Source organism: Lysinibacillus sp. NPDC059133, assembly GCF_042755925.1.
In the GTDB taxonomy this organism is placed as follows: domain Bacteria; phylum Bacillota; class Bacilli; order Bacillales_A; family Planococcaceae; genus Lysinibacillus.
This window is the reverse complement of sequence record NZ_JBHZDH010000015.1, coordinates 67,283-85,194: the sequence shown is the minus strand read 5'-3', so window position 1 is coordinate 85,194 and position 17,912 is coordinate 67,283. Positions and strand designations below refer to the sequence as shown.

The following is a 17,912-nucleotide window of genomic DNA, read 5'->3' as shown; positions in this document are numbered from 1 at the left end:
TACCCTCCTATTCTCCTAAAAAATACAGTGAATCTTGGGCTATAGTTAGAGTGATTTCTTCACCAATTTTTTTGAATTGACCATTCATATTAATAATCATTACTTTAAGTGAAAAATCTAGACATTCCACAATGTAGTTCACACTAATTCCTGTAAATTCAACAAAAGTGATTTTACCCGTTATTGTGTTTTCACCAGTACCTTGATGAATAGATTCAGGACGAATAGAAATAAACACTTTGTCTCCAATCATATGCGTTAAAGTGGGGGAGCTTTGTTGCTTTCGCCCAGTGAGAACAAGTCCATTCGCTGTTTTTACGTGTATATCGTTACCGTTAACAGCATCGATTGTCCCCTCGATTAAGTTTGTCTCACCAATAAAATCTGCTACGAAGCGGTTTGAAGGTCGATTATAAATCTCTTGTGGAGTACCGATTTGTCTGACGTTCCCATTTTCCATGACCATTATCCGATCTGACATGGACATCGCTTCCATTTGATCATGCGTAACATAGATGGTTGTAACACCGAGCTCAGATTGAATACGTTTTATTTCAACGCGGGTTTCTTCGCGTAGTTTAGCATCTAAATTTGACAATGGCTCGTCTAATAATAAAATATCAGGCTCTATGACAAGCGCCCTTGCCAATGCAACCCGTTGCTGCTGCCCGCCAGATAATTCATTAATTTTCCGATTACCATATTGCGATAAATGGACAAGCCCTCTAATACGGTCAACCTTTTGCTTAATCTCCGCCTTCGAGAATTTCCGTACTTGTAATCCAAAGGCGATATTTTCGTTCACCGTCATATGTGGAAAGAGGGCATAATTTTGAAACACCATACCGATGTTCCGTTTATTAGGTTGAAGCCTTGTCACATCAAAATCATCAAAAAGAATTTTCCCCTCCGTCGGGTAATAAAATCCGGCTATCATCCTTAGTGTTGTCGTTTTTCCACAACCACTTGGACCGAGGAAAGTGAAAAATTCACCAGCTTTAATATGAAGATCTAAATCTTTTACGCCGTGAATTTGACCGAATTTCTTAGAGACATTTTCTATTTTGACACTTTTCAACTGAAATGCTCCTTTCTCGTTAGAAAATTAGTTGCATGAAGCCTCGAGCGAAATATACTCGAGGCTTAAAGATATGAACAATATTCGTAGATGTTTGAATTACTTATTAATCGGTCACTTTTTCCCGCGTCCTTTAATATTGTTATCCCAATGCTCCATCCATTCAGCTTCTTTCTCAGTCATGAGCTGCCAATCTATATCAAACGTTTTTAAATCTAATTCTTTATACCACTCAGGCATTGCTGCTTTATCGATATCTGAGCGAGTAGGAATTTGATAGTAATCTTTTGCTAGTTGAGTCACAATTCCTTTTTCAAATAAGAATTCTACGAAGAGCTTCGCATTTTCTAAGTTTTTGGCATTGTTGACAACAGCAACGCCATCAACTAAAATCGGTGCACCACTCTTCGGATAAATGTAATCGAACGGATAATCAGTCGTATATTTCTTTAATAAAATATCTTGTAAATTCCATAAAGAGACGCTGCCTTCTTGTCGTGTCATCTTTAAATAAAGTGCATTTGGATCTTGTGTATATTCCTTCGTGTTGGCATCTAATTTTAATAACCAATCGTAGCCTTTTTCAGGTGAATCTGCGCCTTGACGTAAAATCATAGATGAGTAAATAGTACGCATCGTCCCAGATGCTAATACACCTCGAATTAAAATTTTATCTTTCCACTTTGGATCTAATAAATCATCCCAATCCTGTGGGCCCGTTTCTTTCTTTAATACATCACTGTTAATCATAATGACTTCTGGTAGTAACATTTCACCAAACCACCGACCATCTGCATCTCTATAAGCCGCATCAATGGAGTCGCTAAAGCTAGGCTTCCAAGCTTGAAGTAAATCTTCATTGGCGCCGACAGTTAGTGCAGATTGCGTACCGCCCCACCAAAAATCAGCCTGAGGATTTGCTTTTTCACCACGTAGGCGTTCTAAAATTTGCTGTGCGCCCATCGTTAAAAATTCCACTTCAATGTCCGGATACTTTTCATTAAACTGATCGATTACCTTTTGCACCATCTCTTCATCGCGCCCTGTATAAATAACAAGCTTTCCAGATGGCTTAGCTGCTACATCGGTCTTTTCAGAACTGGACGTTTTGTCACTATCTTTTGTAGCAGCCTTGTCACTACTACAAGCAGCTAAGACAATGACCATCAGCACAAGCAAAAAACCAAAGACACGTTTTTTCTGCATAATCTTCCCCCTCCCTAATAGTGAAAAACTTACATACTATCAGTATAATCTTGAAACCTGGCATTAATGTTAGAATAATTAAAAAATTGTAATTAGATTCATCATAGCTAAGTAAATACTAGATAGCAATGGTGCTTAACTTCTTTCAGCGGTTGCCCAAACACCCGCTGAAAGAAGTTAAAGCCTCCGGCGGATGTCACGGAATCGGAAAGGAGTTCTTTGTGCAGGCACAAAGCCGATTCCGGACGCACTTATACCGGGGTATAAGTGATCTAGAGTCGAAAACCCTTTAAAGTAGCGAGATTTAAAGCATTTCAGAGTAGATTATCAGAATATGTTCAAAAGTGAACAAAAGTTGATTTTGGTGATTATGAAATGCATGCTACGCTTTAAAATAAGGACATCTATAAAATTAAATTTATGTATTTCTAATTTTGAGTAAAGGGTTTTAAGGGGGTTAGTTAAATCTAGATATTCACGTAAAACCGGTGTTAAGGGTTTCACTTTTTTAATTTCCTTAAGAAGGTACGGTATTCATGCAAGCAGGTAAGTTCGGTTGCAATCTGGGACCCTCAAAAATGCTTAAAGCGGTTTAAGCCGCTTTATCGTTCTTATATAAAAAAGTAAATATTGATTTTAATATATTAATAAAGTTTATAACTGCTTCATAAGGGGTATCCATTTAATGGGTATTTTTTTATTTTAAAGTGTTGAAAGGAGATTACAAGATGAAAAAAGTCTTTATATTATTAGCTATCATGCTTTTGGCGTTTTCGCAATTATCATTGGGTAGTCTATCCGTTTATGCGATAAGTAATGACGAGAATGACATTGTATTGCCAAGTGAACATGAAAATGAGAGCGAATTACCAAACAACGAAGACGAAACCGTAAATGCAGATAGTGAAGATATTGTTGTGCCGAATAATGATGAGGCGGAGAGTAGTACCATCTTTGAGAAAAATAATGAGGGAGATACTTTAGGGGATAATGAAGATGAATACTTAACAAATGATGTAGGCAATGGTGTTGCCATTATAGGATATCGAGGCGATAAATCAGAAATCGTAATTCCTAGTGAAATCAATGGTAAACCAGTTATTGAAATAGGATACAGAGCATTTGCTAATAAAAGTTTCACAAGTGTATCAATTCCGTCAAGCGTGACAACGATAGGAGAGGGTGCATTTGCTCAAAATCAATTAACAAGTGTAGAAATCCCCTTAAGTGTAACAACGATAGGAGATCGCGCATTTTCTGATAATCAATTAACAAGTGTAGAAATCCCCTCAGGCGTGACAATGATAGGAGAGAGTGCATTTGCTTATAATCAATTAACAAGTGTAGAAATATCCTCAAGCGTGACAACGATAGGAAGCAGTGCATTTTATAAAAATCAATTAACAAGTATAGAGATCCCCTCAAGGGTGAAAAAGATAGAACCATATGCATTTGCTTATAATCAATTAACAAGTATAAAAATCCCCCCAAGCGTGACAACGATAGAAATCGGTGCATTTTCTGAAAATCAATTAACAAGTATAGAACTACCCCCAAGCGTGACGACCATAGGGAATAGTGCATTTGCTTATAATCAATTAACAAGTATAAAACTATCCTCAGGCGTAACAACGATAGGAGAGCGAGCATTTTTTAGTAATCAATTAACAAGTATAGAGATCCCCGCAAGCGTAAAAACGATAGAAAACTATGCATTTGCTTATAATCAATTAGATTTTATAACCTTCCAAGGAGCACATGAATTCCAATGGGCTACAACTCCTTTTAAATTTCAATTTAAGAGTGGGAAATCTTTTTTAGGATGGTTTGAAGATGAAGATTATACGATAAATTGGAGTAATACTGTATCCAAACCAATGACTGTTTACGCTAAGTGGAGTCCCATCATTGTCATGTTTGATACCGATGGCGGAAATGAAGTTCCATCTCAAACAGTAGAGCCTGGTGATTTAGTAAAAGCCCCATCCACTCCGGTAAAAGGAGGGTACACATTTGTGGGGTGGTATAAAGATAAAGGGCTGGTAGAAGCATGGAATTTCGATCAAAATGTAGTGAAGAAAGATATAACGCTATACGCAAAATGGTCGAAAGCAAGCTACATCGTTACTTTTGATGCCAATGGCGGAAGCGAAGTCCCATCCCTATCTGTAGGACATAGTGAATTAGTAAAAGCACCAGCCGCTCCAAAGAAGGCAGGCTATACATTCGACGGCTGGCACAAAGATAACGAATTGACAGTACCATGGGATTTCACAAAAGACGTAGTGACTAAAAATGTTATGTTGTATGCGAAATGGACAAAGGATCATACGTCGGGAGGGGGGGCTGGTGGAGGATCGGGCGGAGGTTCGCCAAACTATAAAGTCACTTTTGACTCTAATGGAGGAAGTAAAGTGCCGTCACAAACGGTTGGCTATAACGACCTCGTGAAAGCTCCGTCTATTCCGGAGAAAGAAGGCTATCAATTCGTTGATTGGTATAAGGATAAAGAGCTTAATAATGCATGGGACTTTGCGAAAGATAAAGTAACCGCAGACATAACTTTGTATGCGAAGTGGACAAAGGACTATACTGTTACTTTTGATTCAAATGGTGGCAGTGAAGTTTCGTCGCAAACAGTGCCATATAAAGCTTTAGTGAAAGCCCCTTCTAATCCGAAGAAGGAAGGCTACCTATTTATCGGCTGGTATAAAAATGAAAAATTCACAAAAGAATGGGACTTTGCAAAAGATGTCGTTACAGAAGATCTCACATTATATGCTCGATGGATGAAGGATAGTAAGCGCTGTGACATTACTTTCAAGGATATTGATCATAACTGGGCACAAGATATGATTAAAGAAGTTGCCAAGCGATGCATTATTATAGGTTACCCAGATGGCACTTTTCGACCAAATGATATGATTCAACGTCAACACGTGGTGCTTATGATTGACCGTGCGTTACAACCAGCATCAATTCGAGAAGCTGTATCCTTTTTGGATGTCCCTAAAAGTCATGTGAATTATGAACAAATTACACGACTACAACGAGCGGGTATCGTGGACGGTTCAAATGGAGCGTTTCGACCAAACGCTTCTATAACACGTGCCGAAATGGCAAAAATATTGGTGCTTGCATTTGGCTTAACGCCAGAAGGCAATAGTACATTCAAGGATGTCGATCCATCACACTGGGCGAGTGGATATATTGCTACTCTAGCAGATCATAACATTGCACTAGGCGATGACAACGGTAATTTTAGACCAAATGATAACTTAACACGCGCAGAATTTACGGCGTGCGTGTATAGAGCGCTTGGTTTATAAAAGTTAATACAGAAATAAGGGAGATGTATCAAAAAATGTGATACATCTCCCTTTCTAATTTAGATTAAAGTATTTACTTACTATTAGGCTCTAAAGATTTATTCTTTTGTCGTCGCTGCGAAAGTATTGTCGGTAGCATCATACCTAGAATAACCAAAATAATACCCGCTATTTGTAAAGAAGTTAAAGGTTCATGTAAAACAATAACTGAAACAGTTACAGCAACGGGTAACTCCATAGCGCTTAAAATAGAGGCAAGAGCTCCTCCTACTTTCGGAACAGCTATAGAGAATAAATAAATCGGCAAAATAATACCGAAGAGCCCTAGTGCTAGTCCAAATTTCCATAAACCACCGGCAAATAATTTACCGTTCCAAAGAACTTCAGGGTTTAGGAAAATACTAATCACTATAAGAGCGACAAAGGAAACAATCAACACGCGTGATGTAGTTGTAATACCTTCCACGTGACGAGAGTTAAATTGGATAAAGCAAGCAAAAGTAAAGGCAGCAGCAAAGCCTAACAGCCAGCCTTGAATAGGAATATCACTTAAATCTACATTTAGTACACCAGCAGCTAAAATAGTTCCAGCGAATAATACAATAATTGAAATCACTTCAGTCCTACTTGGTAAGCGTTTATGAAGTGCGCAATCTATTAATAAGCCTATCCACGTGAATTGGAAGAGCATTACTACGGCAAGAGAGGCTGGTAGATACTTTAATGATTCTCCGTATACAATCCCTGTAGTACCGGTAAATATCCCGGCACACACTAAAATAAGCAGTCCCTTTTTAGAAAGCTTTGGTAATTGTCTTTGTGTCACTATAAAAATAGTTGCAACAAGCATAAAGCCAATAATATATTGGCTTGATACTGCCTCTCCTGTTGTAAAGCCATGCTGCATAGCTACTTTGACAATTGTCGATAGTATTCCGTAGCTACTAGAGGCAATGACAATTAAAAGAGGATAAAATAAATTTTTCTTCATGTTTTTTGTTTCACTTCCTAAAATTGCTTCACCATATGATGAAATGGTTCATCGATTATGGACCATGGTTCTGTAATAACAAAGCCCATACGTTCATAAAGGCGACGAGCGTCCTCTTTTTCCATTTCAACATTTAATGATAATTTTGTATAACCTCGTTTTTGTGTTTCCTCTATGGCAAATTGCAGTAATAATGTTCCGATTCCTTTACCACGAGCTTCTGGTGCTACACAAATAGTATCAATATAATATTCATCTTCATGCGCTTCTTGATCGATGATGATGGATGGCGCATTTTTTTCCTCAAGCCATTTTACGAGATTCGCATCCATATGAATGGCTTCGACACCATTATAGTAAACAAGAATTCCTAGTACTTGCTCATTCTCAACGGCAACAAAAGTATTTAAATAGGAATGTCGATTATCCTTACGCTTGAATAGTACAGTAAGCTCTTGTTCCACTGCTTTAACTGTCTGTTCTCCTGTTAAACGGTTGGCAATATCACCAATCGCATCAATAATTAATGGTACAGCGGCATGGGTATCCTGCGGTTGCGCTTGTCGAATTGTAATACTCATTGTCAAAATCCCTACCTTTCTATAGGCAAGTATAACAAAGATAGAGGATGACTCAAGTTTTTGAATAAATGGTGATATTCTGACGGCAGCTTTAACTTCTTTCAGCAGGTGTTTGGCACCCGCTGAAAGAAGTTAAAGCCTCTGGACGCAATTATGCCAAGGCATAATTGATTATTTTTCCGAAAGTTTAAAACTTTATACGATATCTGATTTCGTGTTAATCTATAATGACTAGAGTTTCGGGAGGACAACAATGACAAAGGAAGATAAGGATTATATATTAGTTTATGGAGATGCTTTTATTGACTATATCGCTGATGATGTAACTAACACATCTTTTACTAAATATATGGGTGGTGCAACGGTAAATGTTGCTGCGGGAATTAGCCGTATCGGTGCTCCATCTGCATTAATTACGATCACAGGAGATGACGAAGGCTCTCAATTCGTTCGAGATGGTCTTGCACAAGAAGGGGTAAACCTGGATTATGCTGTATTTAACCCTGCGAAGCGTGTTAGTGGTGTCTATGTACATTTAACAGAAGCGTGTGAGCGAATTTTTAAGGATTATGTCGATGAAACGCCAGATTTACAAGTAGAAGCAATACAATTAAACGAAGCAGCTTTTAAACATGCATCTGCTTTAACAGTGTGCTCGGGAACTATGTTCCATCCTACAGCACTTGATACAACACGTGCTGCGGTAGAGATGGCAAAGGAAAAAGGGGCAATTATCGCAATGGATGCGAATATACGCCCTCTACGTTGGAGTAGTGAGCAAGTTTGCCGTGAAACGATCACGTCATTTTTTGAGCACGTAGACATTTTAAAGGTCACTGATGAAGAATTATTTTTCCTGACAGAAACAACGAGCTTGGAAGAGGGCATTGAGCAATTAAACAGTTATTTAGTGCCCATTATTTTAGTAACAGTAGGGGAAAATGGCACTTATGCGGTATTAAATGGTGAGGTTATTCATGTACCGACGGAAAAGGTTGTGCCAGTAGATACTACAGGTGCTGGGGATGCATTTATGGCTGGCGTATTACGCGATGTTCATTACAATGGTTTACCTACAACGGAGGAAGAACTTGTTCGTTGTGCAAGTTTTGGCAATAAGCTAGGTGCCTTAGCAGCCACTAAAGCAGGGGCATTAACAGCTCTTCCATACTATGATGATATTAAGCATTTACTTAAATAGTCGTTTGGAGCGTGGCGTACAATGGAGAAAAATTACGATGTATTAGTAAAAGATCGATTATTCTTTGGCGGTGCGAAAGATGCAGATGTAGCTTTTAAACAAGAAACGGTGGATATTGTAATTGATGTTCGCGTAAATGGTTTATCTAATGAGGAGCAGGAGGCGGCTTCATATGTGTACAAGCATATGCCGATTGCTGATGAGGACATAGAAGTAGCACCATCTATTCAAAAAGTTGCGAAAGAAATCGTTTCTGCCTATGAGAATGGGCAGAAAGTGTACTTCCATTGCGGAAGTGGGGGAGGTCGCGCAGGAGTGGCTGCTACTGCAGTATTAATGGAGCTTAGCATGACCGATTCTCTAAAGAAAGCGGAAGCGGCTGTAAAGAACGCGCGTCCACAAGTAACAATTCGTCCAAAAATGGCAGATGCTTTGCAGAAGTTATATAAATAAATGAGAAGATGTACCAAGAAGGTTTTTTCAACCTTGGTACATCTTCTTTTTTAGTTAGGTGAATAAACTGTTCATGATTTTTGAAAAAGGTGGATGTCGATAAATATTAAAAGTTGATCGATAAAATATCAAAGTTGGGCGATAATTCCTGAAAGTATTCCGATAAAATTAAAAAGTTGGATGACATTTTGTTAAAACGTATGTCATGTGCATAGGTTGATTGGAGCGAGCAACACGAGCGAAGTGGCTCATTCTTAACTTTGAATAATACAACGTTATTTTAAATAGTCCTCATAACCATTATCAAAAAAAGTAAACAATTTTACATATGAAATTGTGCTATACATATTAGAACAGATTTTGTTATAGTAATAATATAACAATGGTGAGGTGATCTCTATGATGGAGGAGTTAGCGAAAGTTCCATGGGCAGTTATAGCACCACTAATTGTGGTCCAAATTATTTTAATGATTGTAGCTCTAGTTGATTTACGTAAAATCCATGCAACAAACGGGCCTAAAATTTTATGGGTGTTTCTTATCATTTTTACTAGTTATCTTGGGTCGATTGCGTACTTTATAGTGGGGAGAAAACAATCATGACGATATTATTTCAGGTAACAGGCCTAACAAAGCAATTTGGAGAGAAAGTAGTTGTGGACGAAATCGAGTTCACATTAGAAAAAAATACATCGACAGCTTTAATTGGACCCAATGGAGCTGGTAAAACAACGACATTATCGATGCTAACAGGCTTATTAAAACCGACCTCTGGAAGTGTAAAAATGCTGGAGGGTGATGTAAGAGCCAACATTGGTTTCTTGCCACAATATCCGCAATTCCATCCTTGGTTAAGTGCGTTAGAGTTTACTGAAATGGCTGCAAAGTTAAATGGTGTGCCTGCAAAAAAAGCAAAAGTAGAAGCACAAAAAACACTTGAGTTTGTAGGTCTAGGTAATGATTTAAATAAGAAGATTGCTACATTTTCCGGTGGCATGAAGCAACGACTAGGTATTTCCCAAGCAATTGTGCATAAGCCTAAATTACTCTTACTAGATGAACCTGTGTCTGCGTTGGATCCAGTAGGTCGTAGGGAAGTTCTTGATTTATTAAAGGGCTTACAGCAAGAAACAACTATTTTATATTCGACACATATTTTAAATGATGCCGAAGAGATGACAGATCAATTATTGTTTTTACGTGATGGGAAGCTAGTAGAACAGGGAACATTACGTGAAGTTCGACAACGTTTCGATGAACCAAATTATGTTGTAGAGTTTGGCACTGAAAAAGAGGCACAACTTTTTGCCAGTCAATCTGAACTTATTGGAGAAGTTAAGGGCAGTCATGTATATATAGAAATTATTGATGAAAAACCGAGTATGCAGGAACTGCTTCAACATTTAAGCAGTTGCCCTAATAAGATACGAAAAGTGGAGCGACAAACAGCATCACTTGAAGAGATTTTCTTGAAGGTGGCGAGAAAAACATGAGAGGATTTACTGTACTTCTGCAAAAGGAATTCAGAGAAGCTTGGCGAAGCTGGAAGTTTTTATGGATACCTCTTGTATTTGCATTGCTCGGTATGAGTGATCCACTAACAAACTATTATATGATGGATATTTTAAATGCTGTTGGTAACGTACCAGAAGGCTTTGAAATGTTGATGCCTGAATTAATGCCGGTTGACCTAATACAAGCCTCCATTGGACAGTTTCAAACGATAGGTTTACTCGTATTAATGGCTACTTTCGTAGGAGCCATTAGTAAAGAAAGAACAAGTGGAATGGCTACTTTATTGTATGTCCGTCCTATATCGTTCAGCGCTTATTTTATGAGCAAATTTATCGTCATGAGTACTGTTGGCCTTGTTAGTATTTTAGCTGGTTTCGCTGCGAGCATATACTATACGGTCGTGCTTTATGGAACATTAGAGATAGGGCCACTTGTGGCAAGTTTTTTCACGTATTTTTCTTGGCTACTCTTCGTGATAGCAGTGACATTAATGATGAGTGCGACTTTTAAAACAGTGGTAGCAACAGCATGTGCATTCGCTTTTATATTTATTGGGCAAATAGTGGATGCTTTAGTTGGGACATTTTGGACAATATCACCGTGGAAATTACCGGTATATGGCGTTCAATTAATGAGGGGTACGATGGAGATGTCCGATTATTGGTGGAGCCTATCTATTACATTAGTTATCACGATAATTTGTATAAGCATAGGAATTTTGACAATGAAGAAAAATGCTTCGATGACGAAAATTTAACATCTTTCAGCAAGTCTTTCAGTAGCGAAAGCAAAGCAGCGGCAGCTACAGTGTTTTTTGTAGAATTGTTTTTGATGTTGGAGCGTCATGTCTAATGTTAACTTCTGCATTTTGGGTTCATCATCATAACGTAAGGTTGATTTCCGCACCGACTGGGCGCCCTACCTGGGGGGCCATCAAAAACTAATAATTAGATATTGTAAAAATAGATTAAGCAAGACGAGACAAGCTGTTAAGAGCTTGATCGTCTTGCTTTATCCTTCATGCTTATATAGAGGGAGCCGTTTGCTTGAACCTGAGCAAAATAAACATCTTCTACAGATTGGACGTTTTGCTTTTTCAGCTTTTTCATAAGCCAATCTTCGGTTAATTCAAGTTCAACTAAGTTTTCATAAATAACCTTCCCATCTGAAGCTACTTCTGTTGGTATATAGGTTGGTGGTGTAACATCGGCCTTTACATCTTGTTTTGTAGCTGGTTGTTCAGCAGGCTTTGGTAGTACACTTAGTTTACCCGTAGTTTCAAGTAATGCGTATTGTACATCTTGTACAGAGAATACGGCTTGTTCCCTTAGCATCATCGCTAATTCATCCATATGCAAGCGATTCTTCTTTAAGGCAGACTCTAAAATAATTCCATTTTGAATAAGGATTGTTGGCTTGTCATCAACAATCACACGAGCTTTTTTAGATTTAATGGTAATGATGGTCATTAAATATGTTAAAACGCTCCACCAAATAAGGGCAATAAGTCCATCTAAAAAGGGTGTCTCAGCCTGTGCTGCTATTTCTGATGCAATGGAACCAAATGTGATACCTGTTGTATAGTGGAAGAATGTAAGTTGTCCAAGCTGTTTTTTCCCTAGTAATCGGGTTACGATGAGTAACGCAAAGAAGGAAAGGGTGGACCTAAGTATCATTTCCCAAAAATCAGCTTTAAAAAATTCGTCTATATTCATACATAAATCAACTCCCTTAAAACTGCTATTTCAATGAATAGCTTGTGCAAAAAGGTTAATAGTATGCGACGATCTCTTATAAATGGAGATTGAATAAAATTGGAAAGTAGGTGGCGACATGAATAAGAAAATAGAAAATTTAAATAATCCGGTCTATCCCATTATGATCGCAATAGCTGTTGCCCATCTTATCAATGACACGATGCAAGCTGTTATTCCGGCGATGTTCCCAATATTGAAGAGTGATTTAGGGCTAACTTTCACACAAATAGGTCTGATTTCGTTTGTATTAAATATGTTTGCCTCTGTTTTGCAACCTGTAGTTGGTTTTGCTAGCGATAAAAAGCCGATGCCTTACGCTTTACCAATTGGTATGGCAAGTTCATTCATAGGCATTGCCATTATAGCGTTCACTTCACAATATTGGATAATTATTATCGCGGTATTATTTATAGGATTTGGCTCAGCTATTTTTCATCCTGAGGGTTCACGTGTTTCCTTTATGGCAGCAGGCTCAAAAAGAGGGCTTGCTCAATCGATTTATCAAGTCGGAGGTAACTCTGGGCAAGCACTTGCACCACTAATTAGTGCTTATATTTTTGCTATTTTTGGACAACGTGGTGCCGCAATTGTCTTAGTAGTGGCAGCAATTGGTATTCTACTATTAAGTAAAATTGCAACGTGGTATAAAAAGCAGTTGGAGCAAGAACGTATAGCAAAGAAAAAGCGAGTATTAGTTTCTAATTTGCCTCCATTAACAAAGAAACAAGTAGGCATTGCGTTGACGTTACTATTTACTATTATTTTTGCGAGATCATTTTATACAACTAATATTACAAGTTTTTATGTGTTTTATTTAATGAATCATTATGGGGTTAGTCTTCAACTTGGCCAAATTTTAATATTCACCTTTATGGCATTTGGCGTCGTTGGTACATTTTTCGGAGGTTCATTATCAGATCGAATTGGTAGAAAAAACGTTATTTTACTGTCCGTCGTTGTACCGATGCCATTTTGTTTAGCGTTGCCTTATGTACCATTATGGGCAGCTATGCTATTTTTAGTGATTATCGGTACACTCATTATGATCAGCTTCTCGGTAACAGTGGTTTACGCACAGGAGCTTGTTCCGACAAAAATTGGTACAATGGCTGGTTTAACAACTGGCTTTGCTTTCGGAATGGGTGCAATAGGTGCGATGGTCATTGGTGTCTTAATGGATCATAGGGGTATTGATTTTACGATGATGGTCGTATCTTTGCTACCATTATTATTACTAGTAGCATTTTTCTTACCTAAAGATAAACCAGCTTCGACGGTGTAAGACTTAGGTAAGAGGGATAGATAAAAACGCGTTCTCAAGGGAACGCGTTTTTATTATTGACGTAATGGTGATAAAAATTCAGATGGAAGTTTTTCCTTATCTAGTATATAGCCCTCTGATATGTGAACTTCATGCATTTTATCATTGTAAGTGAATTTAAAAATACCATTATCAAAGTCAGTACCAATCTCTTTGAAGAATATACCTTCAATGGATACATATTTAGGACATGTAAATGCTACTTTAAAGTCTTCATGATCTTGGATTAAATAAGCACGCACACCTTTTTCAAATGTATCGTTCGCATCGTCGTCAGTTGGACGTTGGACAGCTACGATATGAAAATCAACAAAAGGAACCTCTTTTAATAAAACGTTTAGGAAGGAACCCTTTGTAATCTCTTCCCAGCGACTTTGTGCACTTTGACCTACGATAATTTGAGAAATTCCGTAATTTTTTGCCACTTCTGCAATAACTTTTTGTATGGGACGCTTTTCATTATCTTGTAATATGAACTCTTCAATTTCAAGCTCATCAGATAACTTTTTCCATTGCTCAATGTAGCTAGATTTCTCTGCGTCAAATGCATCAAGGGGTTGCGAATCGACCGAAAGGATATAGAGTGGACAATCTAGCATTGTAGCCATTTTATGACCACGTCGTATTAATCGCTCGCCGTTAAGCCCATAGTAAACACAAACTAATATACTTTCGTCTAAACGCCCTTTTACATGCTTCATAAAAATCAACACCTCTTATCTTGTCGTTATTTTGTCAATTTCACTGTCGGTTTCGAAAAAATTATCCTAAAACAGCTAAAATCGATACTGATACAGTGCATTATGCTCATTTATATTGTATACTAAAAAACGTATAAAGGTTAATGATAATATATTGGGAAAACCTTAAGTAAACTAGGTTATCTCTATACTTTACAGTTATTTGATTTATGCATTTCGTGCATCTAAACCAATTTGCTTCTATATGCCACACTATTATGCAGTTTGTTAAAAAGATAGTCAAGTGACTTGGTACGCCATAGTGACAGGAATAGTGTGTACATTTTATCTCTTTAAAAGTCATGCTATTTTCTAAAGGCTTTAAGGAAATACGCTATTGGTTATTCAGGCTTCCCAAGATATGAAGCTTATAGACTAAAAAGTTCCCCTGGTTTTATGCAGTACTATCACCCATAAAATATGCGCTGAATGTTGAAATGAACTAGATTTGTCCTTATTTATTATTGTCTATTACTTCAACACATACCACTTACTTTCCAATTCAAGGAGTACACACTTTATTACGTGATAAAAATCAAATTTCAAGAGAATTTCTGATATGTTAGTTAGCTTTATTCACCCAATATCTGCCGTCTTTGGGATGGCAAGAAGCATAAAGGCTTTAGTATTTTTCAGTGAGTTATATCAATTATGCCTCGGCATAATTGCGTCCGGAATCTGCTTTGTGCTTAAGCCTGCGTGATGCTTTTCAGCGGATGTTTGGACACCCGCTGAAAGAAGTTAAACGCTCTCCAGCAATTGTTATAGATTTTTGTGTGTGAAGCAAAGTATAAAACAGTAGTAACTTCAGTAGATTTGGGAATACTTTATTATCGGTTATTTCTCATATATACAGTTTTTCGCACCATCTCAACCAACAGTTGCTGAACGAAATTGAAAGTAGGAGGTTTTCACTTGGTTACAGTTCTCATTGCGATACTTTTACCATTTGTTTGTGCTGCACTTATTCCGCTACTTTATAGGCGACTAAGGCGTGTTGCACATCTTGGCTGGTTTGTTTTATCCGTTCCATTCATCTTGTTTCTTTTACTCGCGCGCTACATTCCTCAAATTGCCGAGGGTAAAACGTTTATTCATACATATGAGTGGATTCCCTCTTTTAATATAAATTTCACAACATATCTCGACGGACTCAGTATGATTTTTGGCTTGCTGATTACGGGTGTAGGTAGTTTAGTCATTTTATATTCTATTTTTTATTTATCAACGAAAGAATCTCTTCACCATTTTTACTGCTATTTATTACTATTCATGGGCGCTATGCTTGGCGTCGTCTTTTCAGATAATTTAATGGTATTATACACATTTTGGGAGCTAACAAGTGTATCTTCATTCCTGTTAATTGCATTTTGGCATCATCGAAAAGCATCTCGTGCTGGTGCAAGAAAAGCGATGACAATTACCGTTTTTGGTGGTCTTTCAATGCTAGCGGGATTTCTAATGCTCTATGTAGCATCGGGTACATTTAGTATTCGTGAAATTGTAGCTAATGTAGGAATCATACGAGATCATACACTGTTTATCCCAGCGTTAATTCTTATTCTAATCGGTGCATTTACAAAATCTGCACAGTTTCCTTTCCATATTTGGCTACCAGATGCGATGGAGGCACCAACACCTGTCAGTGCTTACTTACACTCGGCAACAATGGTAAAGGCCGGGATCTACTTAGTTGCGCGTTTTTCTCCAGTATTTGGAGGAGAGGCGGTTTGGTTCTGGCTAGTCAGTGTGATTGGCCTTGTAACGTTGTTCTGGGGCTCATTTAATGCTGTGCGGCAAACAGATTTAAAGGCGTTACTGGCCTTTTCAACGGTTAGTCAGCTCGGTTTAATTATGAGTTTATTTGGACTAGGATCCGTTGGTCATTATTACGGCTATGCTGCAGATACCGTTCTTTACACGCAGGCAAGCTTTGCAGCGTTGTTTCATCTTATTAATCACTCCACGTTTAAAGGTGCACTATTCATGATGGTTGGTATTGTCGATCATGAGGCGGGCACACGCGATATTCGCCGTCTCGGGGGATTAATGGCCTTAATGCCGGTAACTTTCACAATTGCAGTCATTGGCGGATTTTCTATGGCCGGTTTACCTCCATTTAATGGCTTCTTAAGTAAAGAAATGTTTTTCACCGCGGTACTAGCTATTCGCGATGTCGAGGCCTTTTCAATAACTGATTTAGGACTGCTCTTTCCAATAGTGGCATGGGTGGCAAGTATCTTTACATTTGTTTACTGTTTGATTTTAATCAGTCGAACGTTTTTCGGAAAACTAAAGCTTGATAAGTTGGATAAAAAACCGCATGAAGCTCCGTTAGGTATGCTACTTTCGCCAATCATTCTATGCGTCTTTGTAGTGGGAATCTTCTTCTTTCCAAACGTGCTAGGGCATTATATTTTAGAGCCTGCTATGGCAAGTATTTATCCAACATTCCCATCAACTAGTGAATTAACACCGCATATTCATGCTTGGCATGGCATTAATGCTGAATTGTTAATGACTTTTGGTGTCATTATTATGGGGATCATCTTATTTAAAACGTTAAAAAGCTGGAAGCCTTTGTATCGGATATTCCCGCAAAGATATACGTTTAATATGTATTACAATCGTTTGATTGAGTTTGGTGAAAATAGTTCTGCAAAGCTTACGAATCGTTATATGACAGGTAATTTAACGCATTATTTTGTCTATATATATGTATTCTTTGTTGCTCTTATCGCAGGATATTTTATATGGTCGGATGCTACTGCATTTAATTTTGCGAAGGATTCCCCAATTGAGTCCTATGAGCTCATTTTAGTGTTTGTCATGATGTTCGCTGCAGTGTGGATGATTTTCGCTAAAGGCCGCGTAACAGCCATGTTGTTGAATGGCGTACTTGGCTATTCAATCGCATTTTTCTTTGTAATTTTCCGTGCTCCTGATTTAGCATTAACCCAATTAGTCGTTGAATCTGTGACAACTGCTTTATTCCTTCTATGCTTTAAATATTTACCTGATTTAATGCCTGAAGCCTCTCGTAAAAAAATGCAATGGTCTAAGGTGATTATCTCCATTTTCGTTGGCGCAACAGTTACATTAGTAGGCCTGGCAGTTGTCCATTTCGATCGATTTGAGCCAGTATCTACTTACTTCAATGATTCCTATAAACTAGCGGGTGGTTCAAATATCGTCAACACCATATTAGGCGATTTCCGTGCATTTGATACGATGCTAGAAGTTGTCGTTCTTCTGATTGCTGGCTTAGGGGTGTATACATTAACGAAGCTAAAGCCACGAAAGGAGGAAGCGGATCATGAAAATAAATGACGTTATTTTACGTACAGTCACAAAGACGGTCGTATTCATTATTTTAACTCTTGGTATTTATCTATTCTTTGCAGGGCATCATGCGCCGGGTGGAGGTTTTATAGGTGGTCTCGTGCTAGCCTCTGGCATTGTTCTACTGTATTTAGCGTATGACATTGAAACAGTGCATAAAGGGATGCCATTTGATTTTAAAAAAGTTGCAGCGTTTGGCGTATTACTGGCGACAGGCACAGCAATCGGCTCATTATTTTTTGATGTTCCGTTTTTAACGCAGACACATAGTTATATAAATGTACCGATCTTCGGGAAGATGGGCTTTTCGACTGTAACCATTTTCGAGGCTGGTGTGGCTTTAACGGTAGTAGGTGTTGTAGTCACAATTATTTTAAGTATAAGTGAGGATGAGTAGC

15 protein-coding genes are annotated in these 17,912 nt (G+C 38.0%); 9 read left to right on the top strand and 6 right to left on the bottom strand.

Features of this window, described 5'->3' with window-relative positions; genetic code table 11:
• Window positions 1-7: 7 nt before the first annotated feature.
• Window positions 8-1,078, bottom strand: a complete 1,071-nt coding sequence (locus ACFXN8_RS10645) for an ABC transporter ATP-binding protein (protein WP_386844922.1) — start codon at window positions 1,076-1,078, stop codon at window positions 8-10.
• Between the two features lie 114 nt (window positions 1,079-1,192).
• On the bottom strand, window positions 1,193-2,284 hold the full coding sequence (locus ACFXN8_RS10640) for an extracellular solute-binding protein (RefSeq protein WP_386844920.1): 1,092 nt from the start codon (window positions 2,282-2,284) through the stop codon (window positions 1,193-1,195).
• Between the two features lie 728 nt (window positions 2,285-3,012).
• Between ACFXN8_RS10640 and ACFXN8_RS10635 the strand changes: the two genes are divergently transcribed.
• Window positions 3,013-5,613 carry an InlB B-repeat-containing protein gene (locus tag ACFXN8_RS10635; protein WP_386844918.1) on the top strand — a complete coding sequence of 867 codons (2,601 nt, stop codon included), beginning with the start codon at window positions 3,013-3,015 and terminating at the stop codon, window positions 5,611-5,613.
• 73 nt (window positions 5,614-5,686) lie between these two features.
• Here the strand turns inward: ACFXN8_RS10635 and ACFXN8_RS10630 are convergent, their stop codons facing one another.
• Window positions 5,687-6,604, bottom strand: a complete 918-nt coding sequence (locus tag ACFXN8_RS10630) for an EamA family transporter (RefSeq protein ID WP_376074410.1) — start codon at window positions 6,602-6,604, stop codon at window positions 5,687-5,689.
• Between the two features lie 17 nt (window positions 6,605-6,621).
• A complete protein-coding gene (locus tag ACFXN8_RS10625) occupies window positions 6,622-7,185 on the bottom strand; it encodes a GNAT family N-acetyltransferase (RefSeq protein WP_386844916.1) in 564 nt (187 codons plus the stop codon).
• Window positions 7,186-7,438: 253 nt separating this feature from the next.
• Here ACFXN8_RS10625 and ACFXN8_RS10620 point away from each other — a divergent pair, with 253 nt between their 5' ends.
• From ACFXN8_RS10620 to ACFXN8_RS10600, 5 genes are all read left to right on the top strand, one after another.
• Complete coding sequence (locus ACFXN8_RS10620) at window positions 7,439-8,386, top strand: carbohydrate kinase family protein (protein ID WP_386844914.1); 948 nt, start codon at window positions 7,439-7,441, stop codon at window positions 8,384-8,386.
• A gap of 21 nt (window positions 8,387-8,407) precedes the next feature.
• The gene (locus ACFXN8_RS10615) at window positions 8,408-8,839 is read left to right on the top strand and encodes a protein-tyrosine phosphatase family protein (RefSeq protein ID WP_386844912.1); all 432 of its coding nucleotides are present in this window, start codon (window positions 8,408-8,410) and stop codon (window positions 8,837-8,839) included.
• A gap of 399 nt (window positions 8,840-9,238) precedes the next feature.
• A complete protein-coding gene (locus ACFXN8_RS10610) occupies window positions 9,239-9,442 on the top strand; it encodes a PLDc N-terminal domain-containing protein (protein ID WP_376074406.1) in 204 nt (67 codons plus the stop codon).
• Window positions 9,439-10,332 carry an ABC transporter ATP-binding protein gene (locus tag ACFXN8_RS10605; protein WP_386844909.1) on the top strand — a complete coding sequence of 298 codons (894 nt, stop codon included), beginning with the start codon at window positions 9,439-9,441 and terminating at the stop codon, window positions 10,330-10,332. Before ACFXN8_RS10610 ends, ACFXN8_RS10605 begins: the two co-directional genes overlap by 4 nt.
• On the top strand, window positions 10,329-11,111 hold the full coding sequence (locus tag ACFXN8_RS10600) for an ABC transporter permease (protein WP_386844907.1): 783 nt from the start codon (window positions 10,329-10,331) through the stop codon (window positions 11,109-11,111). Before ACFXN8_RS10605 ends, ACFXN8_RS10600 begins: the two co-directional genes overlap by 4 nt.
• A gap of 232 nt (window positions 11,112-11,343) precedes the next feature.
• Here the strand turns inward: ACFXN8_RS10600 and ACFXN8_RS10595 are convergent, their stop codons facing one another.
• On the bottom strand, window positions 11,344-12,069 hold the full coding sequence (locus ACFXN8_RS10595; RefSeq protein ID WP_376074403.1) for a DUF421 domain-containing protein: 726 nt from the start codon (window positions 12,067-12,069) through the stop codon (window positions 11,344-11,346).
• A gap of 118 nt (window positions 12,070-12,187) precedes the next feature.
• On the opposite strand from ACFXN8_RS10595, the gene ACFXN8_RS10590 reads away from it, so the two are divergent.
• Window positions 12,188-13,393 carry an MFS transporter gene (locus ACFXN8_RS10590; RefSeq protein ID WP_386844905.1) on the top strand — a complete coding sequence of 402 codons (1,206 nt, stop codon included), beginning with the start codon at window positions 12,188-12,190 and terminating at the stop codon, window positions 13,391-13,393.
• Window positions 13,394-13,446: 53 nt separating this feature from the next.
• On the opposite strand, the gene ACFXN8_RS10585 is transcribed toward ACFXN8_RS10590, so the two are convergent.
• Window positions 13,447-14,133, bottom strand: coding sequence for a histidine kinase (locus ACFXN8_RS10585; protein WP_376074401.1), 687 nt, complete (start codon window positions 14,131-14,133; stop codon window positions 13,447-13,449).
• 954 nt (window positions 14,134-15,087) lie between these two features.
• On the opposite strand from ACFXN8_RS10585, the gene ACFXN8_RS10580 reads away from it, so the two are divergent.
• Both ACFXN8_RS10580 and ACFXN8_RS10575 read left to right on the top strand, forming a co-directional pair.
• A complete protein-coding gene (locus ACFXN8_RS10580) occupies window positions 15,088-17,502 on the top strand; it encodes a Na+/H+ antiporter subunit A (protein WP_386844902.1) in 2,415 nt (804 codons plus the stop codon).
• Window positions 17,489-17,911 (top strand): Na(+)/H(+) antiporter subunit B, encoded by a 423-nt coding sequence (locus ACFXN8_RS10575; RefSeq protein WP_376074399.1) that lies wholly within the window; start codon window positions 17,489-17,491, stop codon window positions 17,909-17,911. Before ACFXN8_RS10580 ends, ACFXN8_RS10575 begins: the two co-directional genes overlap by 14 nt.
• Window position 17,912: the final 1 nt, after the last annotated feature.

Coding starts and splice junctions, on each gene's coding strand:
- ACFXN8_RS10615 (WP_386844912.1), top strand. CDS start 8,408: ATGGAGAAAAATTACGATGTATTAGTAAAAGATCGATTATTCTTTGGC.
- ACFXN8_RS10620 (WP_386844914.1), top strand. CDS start 7,439: ATGACAAAGGAAGATAAGGATTATATATTAGTTTATGGAGATGCTTTT.
- ACFXN8_RS10625 (WP_386844916.1), bottom strand. CDS start 7,185: ATGAGTATTACAATTCGACAAGCGCAACCGCAGGATACCCATGCCGCT.
- ACFXN8_RS10600 (WP_386844907.1), top strand. CDS start 10,329: ATGAGAGGATTTACTGTACTTCTGCAAAAGGAATTCAGAGAAGCTTGG.
- ACFXN8_RS10575 (WP_376074399.1), top strand. CDS start 17,489: ATGAAAATAAATGACGTTATTTTACGTACAGTCACAAAGACGGTCGTA.
- ACFXN8_RS10595 (WP_376074403.1), bottom strand. CDS start 12,069: ATGAATATAGACGAATTTTTTAAAGCTGATTTTTGGGAAATGATACTT.
- ACFXN8_RS10635 (WP_386844918.1), top strand. CDS start 3,013: ATGAAAAAAGTCTTTATATTATTAGCTATCATGCTTTTGGCGTTTTCG.
- ACFXN8_RS10640 (WP_386844920.1), bottom strand. CDS start 2,284: ATGCAGAAAAAACGTGTCTTTGGTTTTTTGCTTGTGCTGATGGTCATT.
- ACFXN8_RS10585 (WP_376074401.1), bottom strand. CDS start 14,133: ATGAAGCATGTAAAAGGGCGTTTAGACGAAAGTATATTAGTTTGTGTT.
- ACFXN8_RS10605 (WP_386844909.1), top strand. CDS start 9,439: ATGACGATATTATTTCAGGTAACAGGCCTAACAAAGCAATTTGGAGAG.
- ACFXN8_RS10590 (WP_386844905.1), top strand. CDS start 12,188: ATGAATAAGAAAATAGAAAATTTAAATAATCCGGTCTATCCCATTATG.
- ACFXN8_RS10610 (WP_376074406.1), top strand. CDS start 9,239: ATGATGGAGGAGTTAGCGAAAGTTCCATGGGCAGTTATAGCACCACTA.
- ACFXN8_RS10630 (WP_376074410.1), bottom strand. CDS start 6,604: ATGAAGAAAAATTTATTTTATCCTCTTTTAATTGTCATTGCCTCTAGT.